The sequence below is a fragment of the Streptomyces sp. genome, assembly GCF_031178505.1.
GTDB classification, from domain to species: Bacteria; Actinomycetota; Actinomycetes; order Streptomycetales; family Streptomycetaceae; genus Streptomyces; species Streptomyces gulbargensis.
This window is the reverse complement of record NZ_JAPSIW010000517.1, coordinates 1-5,205: the sequence shown is the minus strand read 5'-3', so window position 1 is coordinate 5,205 and position 5,205 is coordinate 1. Positions and strand designations below refer to the sequence as shown.

5 protein-coding genes and 1 pseudogene are annotated in these 5,205 nt (G+C 73.1%); 2 read left to right on the top strand and 4 right to left on the bottom strand.

Annotated elements, in window-relative coordinates; genetic code table 11:
* Positions 1-660 (top strand): annotated as a pseudogene (locus RIF68_RS26710) (ribonucleoside-diphosphate reductase subunit alpha); the annotation flags it as partial.
* Positions 660-1,679, top strand: coding sequence for a ribonucleotide-diphosphate reductase subunit beta (locus RIF68_RS26705; RefSeq protein ID WP_309053854.1), 1,020 nt, complete (start codon positions 660-662; stop codon positions 1,677-1,679). The pseudogene RIF68_RS26710 and the gene RIF68_RS26705, both read left to right, overlap by 1 nt.
* 65 nt (positions 1,680-1,744) lie before the next feature.
* On the opposite strand, the gene def is transcribed toward RIF68_RS26705, so the two are convergent.
* From def to RIF68_RS26685, 4 genes are all read right to left on the bottom strand, one after another.
* Positions 1,745-2,374 carry a peptide deformylase gene (gene def, locus RIF68_RS26700; RefSeq protein ID WP_309053853.1) on the bottom strand — a complete coding sequence of 210 codons (630 nt, stop codon included), beginning with the start codon at positions 2,372-2,374 and terminating at the stop codon, positions 1,745-1,747.
* Between the two features lie 67 nt (positions 2,375-2,441).
* Positions 2,442-3,422, bottom strand: a complete 981-nt coding sequence (locus RIF68_RS26695; RefSeq protein ID WP_309053852.1) for a hypothetical protein — start codon at positions 3,420-3,422, stop codon at positions 2,442-2,444.
* A gap of 79 nt (positions 3,423-3,501) precedes the next feature.
* Positions 3,502-4,803 (bottom strand): HD-GYP domain-containing protein, encoded by a 1,302-nt coding sequence (locus RIF68_RS26690; RefSeq protein ID WP_375165745.1) that lies wholly within the window; start codon positions 4,801-4,803, stop codon positions 3,502-3,504.
* Positions 4,800-5,205, bottom strand: a 406-nt coding sequence (locus RIF68_RS26685; protein WP_375165744.1) for an HD domain-containing phosphohydrolase, incomplete at its 5' end; no start/stop codon positions are given. The genes RIF68_RS26685 and RIF68_RS26690, both read right to left, overlap by 4 nt.

Genomic DNA, 5,205 nt, shown 5'->3' with positions numbered 1-5,205 from the left:
CGGGGCGTGCTGCACCCCGACCACTACGACGTGGAGCTCAACTGGCCCGAGCTCTGGGCCGCGCTGCGCGAGCGGATCGCCGCCGTCGGCATGCGCAACAGCCTGCTGCTGGCCATCGCCCCGACGGCGACGATCGCCTCGATCGCCGGCGTGTACGAGTGCATCGAGCCGCAGGTGTCCAACCTGTTCAAGCGCGAGACGCTCTCCGGCGAGTTCCTCCAGGTCAACACCTATCTGGTGGACGAGCTGAAGCGGCTGGGCGTCTGGGACGCGCAGACCCGCGAGGCGCTGCGCGAGGCCAGCGGCTCGGTGCAGGGCTTCACCTGGGTGCCGGCCGAGGTCCGCGAGCTGTACCGCACGGCCTGGGAGATCCCGCAGCGCGGCCTGATCGACATGGCGGCGGCGCGGACCCCGTTCCTGGACCAGTCGCAGTCCCTGAACCTGTTCATGGAGACGCCGACCATCGGCAAGCTCAGCTCGATGTACGCGTACGCCTGGAAGCAGGGCCTGAAGACCACGTACTACCTGCGCTCGCGCCCCGCGACCCGGATCGCCCGCGCCGCCCAGGTCACCACCCTGCCCGTCCAGCAGGCGACGCCCGACGCCGACGCGCTCGCCTGCTCCCTTGAGAACCCCGAGTCCTGCGAGGCCTGCCAGTGATGAGCACGACGAACACCGAGAAGAACCTGCTGGACCCGGGCTTCGAGCTGACCCTGCGTCCGATGCGCTACCCGGACTTCTACGAGCGCTACCGCGACGCCATCAAGAACACCTGGACCGTGGAGGAGGTCGACCTCCACTCCGACGTCGCCGACCTCGCCAAGCTCACCCCGGGCGAGCAGCACATGATCGGCCGGCTGGTCGCGTTCTTCGCGACCGGCGACTCGATCGTGGCGAACAACCTGGTCCTGACGCTCTACAAGCACATCAACTCCCCCGAGGCGCGCCTCTACCTGAGCCGCCAGCTGTTCGAGGAGGCCGTGCACGTCCAGTTCTATCTGACGCTGCTCGACACCTACCTGCCCGACCCGGACGACCGCGCCGCCGCGTTCGCCGCCGTCGAGAACATCCCCTCCATCCGGGAGAAGGCGCAGTTCTGCTTCCGCTGGATGGACTCGGTCGAGAAGATCGAGCGCCTGGAGACCCGGGCCGACCGCCGCCGCTTCCTGCTCAACCTCATCTGCTTCGCCGCCTGCATCGAGGGGCTGTTCTTCTACGGCGCCTTCGCGTACGTGTACTGGTTCCGCTCCCGTGGCCTGCTGCACGGCCTGGCGACCGGCACCAACTGGGTGTTCCGCGACGAGACGATGCACATGAACTTCGCCTTCGAGGTCGTGGACACCGTCCGCAAGGAGGAGCCGGAGCTGTTCGACGCGGAGCTCCAGGAGCAGGTGACCGCGATGCTGCGGGAGGCCGTGGAAGCGGAGCTCCAGTTCGGCCGCGACCTGTGCGGCGAGGGCCTGCCGGGCATGAACACCGAGTCCATGCGCGCGTACCTCGAGTGCGTGGCCGACCAGCGCCTGGTGCGGCTGGGCTTCGCGCCGGTGTACGGCTCCGAGAACCCGTTCGCGTTCATGGAGCTGCAGGGCGTGCAGGAGCTGACCAACTTCTTCGAGCGCCGCCCGTCCGCCTACCAGGTGGCGGTGGAGGGCTCGGTCGACCTGGACGAGGACTTCTAGTCGGTTCCGTACGTGAGGGGCCCCGCACTCCACGAGTGCGGGGCCCCTCACGTACCGCGTACGGGTCAGTCGTTGGGGACCGTCTCGTAGCGCGGGGTGCCCTCCGCCATCTGGCGCAGGGCGTCCTTGCGCTCGCGCTTGGACAGCTTGTCGATGTACAGCGTGCCGTACAGGTGGTCCGTCTCGTGCTGGAGGCAGCGGGCGAAGTAGCCCGTGCCGCGCACCTTGATCGGGTTGCCCTGCGCGTCCTGGCCGTGCACCTCCGCGTAGTCGGGGCGGGCCAGCGAGGCGTACGCGGTGGGGACCGACAGGCAGCCCTCGTTGGAGTCGTCGAGGAAGCGGCGCTCCGCCGGCAGCTCCTGGAGGACCGGGTTGACGACGACGCCGGTGTGACGGACGCCCTCGTCGTCCGGGCAGTCGTAGACGAAGACCTTCAGGTCGACGCCGATCTGGTTCGCGGCCAGGCCCACGCCCTCGGCGGCCTTCTGGCTGGCGAACATGTCGTCGATCAGTGCCGCGAGCTTGTCGTCGAACTCGGTGACGTCACGGCACTCCTTGTGGAGGACCGGATTGCCGACCACCGTGATCGGCCGCGCGGTGCCGCGCTCGCGGTGGGCGAGCTCACGCGCCTCGCAGTCCTCCGTGTCCACGACGAAGCCGTCGTTGATCTGCTCGTCCGTCTCCTGCTGCGCCATGTGCTGCCGCGCCTTCCTGAAAACCCGATTCCGTCGGAGGACAGCCTACGGGCCCCCGGGGAAAGGCTCAGCAGACCTCTTCGAGATCGCGCCACTCCCGGCTGTCGGGGCTGTCGGCCACCCAGCCGTCGAGGAGCCCGCGCACCAGACCCGCCGGGGCGGCGATGCCGCACTCGCGCTCGGGCACCCACAGTTCGCCGGGCGAGCGGTGGCCGAGCGGCCCGGGATGGCCGGGTTCGCTGTGGTCGTGGGGGTCGGAGTGCTCACCCTCACCCTCGGCGCTCGGCATGGTCGACTCCGAGCAGGCACGGCACAGCAGCCGTACGGAGGACGACCAGTCCTCGGCGGCGAAACCGGCGTCGGCGGCGAGCTGCTCCAGGGCGTCCCGGTCGGCCTCGGTGGCGGCCTCCAGGAGGACCACCCAGGTGGGCACGGGCGAGGGCGCCCAGAGCTCGATCTCGTCGAAGACCGGGTAGGACGGGCCGGCGGTGGTGGTCCGCTCGCCGTTCGGCACGCCGTCGTGCAGGACGACCTCGCCCCAGCGGCGCCCCGAGGAGGGCAGCGGGATGGAGAGGACTTCCATGCGCGCCGGGTCGAGCCTGCGGCCCCAGACGACCTCGGCCTCGCCCTCGGGCGAGAGCCGGACGGCGGCGCTGCCCAGTTCCATGCCGGCGGGCTCGCCGGTGCCGGAGGCCGCTCCGGGCACCTTGAGTCCGTACGCCTGCCAGGCGCGGCGGGCCAGCGGCCAGTCCTGGAGCGCGGTGGCGGCGATGCCGACGTTCCACCAGTCGGGGGCGCCGGTCTCCTTGTCGAGCAGCGCGACCGCGCGGAGCCCGGCGGCCCGGGCCTGCTCCCAGTCGTGCCGGAACTTGTGCAGCAGCGCCAGGTTGAACCAGGACTCCGAGAGCCAGGGCTCCAGATCCGCCGCTCGCGTCAACAGCGCGCCCGCGTCCTCGTACCGGCCGTCGCCGATCAGCGTGAACGCGCGGTCGGTGGCCTGCCGCCACGAGGCGGAGGGCCGATGCCGTACCTTCCCGAAGATCCTCACGATTCCCGCCTGCCGGTCGCTTCACCCTCTTGTTCGCATCCAACCATGCCCGGTCGGACGCGCGCTCATTACCCATGGGTTACCCCGAGGCGGCCGAGGTCACCCCAGCCGCGCCGCCCCGCGCCAGAACCCTGGCCAGGCACTCGACGACATCCGGGTGATAGTCGCGCGCGGTCCCCAGGCGCAGCCGCTCCAGGGCGCCGAGCGCGGCGCCCGCGCCCGCGTCGGCACCGGCTCCCACCAGGTCGTCGTAGGCGTTGACCACCCGGACGATGCGGGCGGCCCGGGGCTGCTCGTGGTACGGGTCGGCCTGGCGCTCCACCACGAGGGCGACGGCGGCGGGGACGCCGGTCCTGCGGACGACCTCGCCGCCGAGGAGGGCGATCCTGCGCTGCTCCTCGGCGGGCAGCTGGGCGGTGGCCCCGCCCGGCACGGGGTCGACGAGGGAGAGCTGTCCGATGTCGTGCATGAGCGCGGCGTGTTCGAGGAGGGTCAGCTCGGGGCCGGTGAGGCCCATCTCGCGGCCGACGGCGGTGCTGAGGGCGGCGACCCGGTGGGCGTGGCCCGGGGCGGTGCAGCCGGCGATCTCGGTGGCGCGGGCGAGGGAGGCGATGGTCTGCCGGTTGACGGTGCGCACGGCCGCGTACCGGCGGTGGGAGACCTGGGTGAGCAGGAGCGGTACGGCGAGGACGGGCAGGGCCCACGGTCCGGCGGCGGCCACGGCGAGCGCCATGACGGCGCCGGTGGCGCAGACGGCGGAGCGGATGCCGAGCAGGCCGTGCAGTTCGTCGCGCAGGACGGAGCCGTACGGGTGCCCCGTACGGGCCCGCAGGACGAGCGCGGCCAGGACGGCGTCGCACAGGGCGGTGAGGACGAGCAGGAGCAGCAGGAAGAGGACGTAGGCGGGGCCCTGGCCGAGGTGTTCGGTGAGGACGCCGGTGTTGTAGAGGGGCTGGAAGCAGAGGGCGGCGAAGCCGGCGGTGAGGACCCGGCGGGCGAGGTGGTCGCGGCCGGGGCCCCGGCCGCGGGCGATGTGCGGGACGATCCCGGCCAGGGCACCGGCCAGGACGACGGCGACCGTCTGGAGGACGCCGTGGGTGGTGGGGGTGCCGGCGCTGGCACCCAGCAGCGCGTAGGCGAGGGCCCCGGCGGCGCCGAGCGGGGCGGGTTCGCTCTCCCCGGGGTCCTCGTCCACGGCCGGTGCCCCCGCGTCGGGGGCCGCGCCCCAGCGGGCCAGCTCTCCGGCGGCGACGAGGGTCCCGAAGGCGAGCGCGGTACCGGGTTCGGCGAGGCCGTGCCAGAAGGTGGCGCCGAGGGCCACGAGGCCGAGGAGGAGCGCGGCGGCGCGCAGGACGCGGGGGACGGCCGCGCCGGACGTCACGCGCGTTCCCGGTGGCGGGCGGGGTCGACGGGGTGCGGGGGGCCCACGGGTGCGCCGGGGTCCGGGGGGCTCTCGGGACGGGCCGGCCGCTCGGGGTCCTGGGAGCCGGTCGCGCGCGCCACGGGCACCTGGGCGGCGGGGGCGGCACCGGGTGGCCGCGCGGCGGGCGGGGCGGTTTCGTCGGCGGTGACGGCGGGCCGCCAGCCGTGCCGGTCGAGAGCGCGGACCAGCGCGTCGACCATCCGGGGGTCGAAGTGGGTGCCGGCGCACCGTTCGAGCTCCGCCACGGCGGCCGGCACGGGCCGGGCGCGGCTGTAGCAGCGGGTGGAGGTCATGGCGTCGAAGGCGTCGGCGACGGCGACCATCCGGGCGTACTCGGGGATCTCCTCGCCCCGCAGCCCG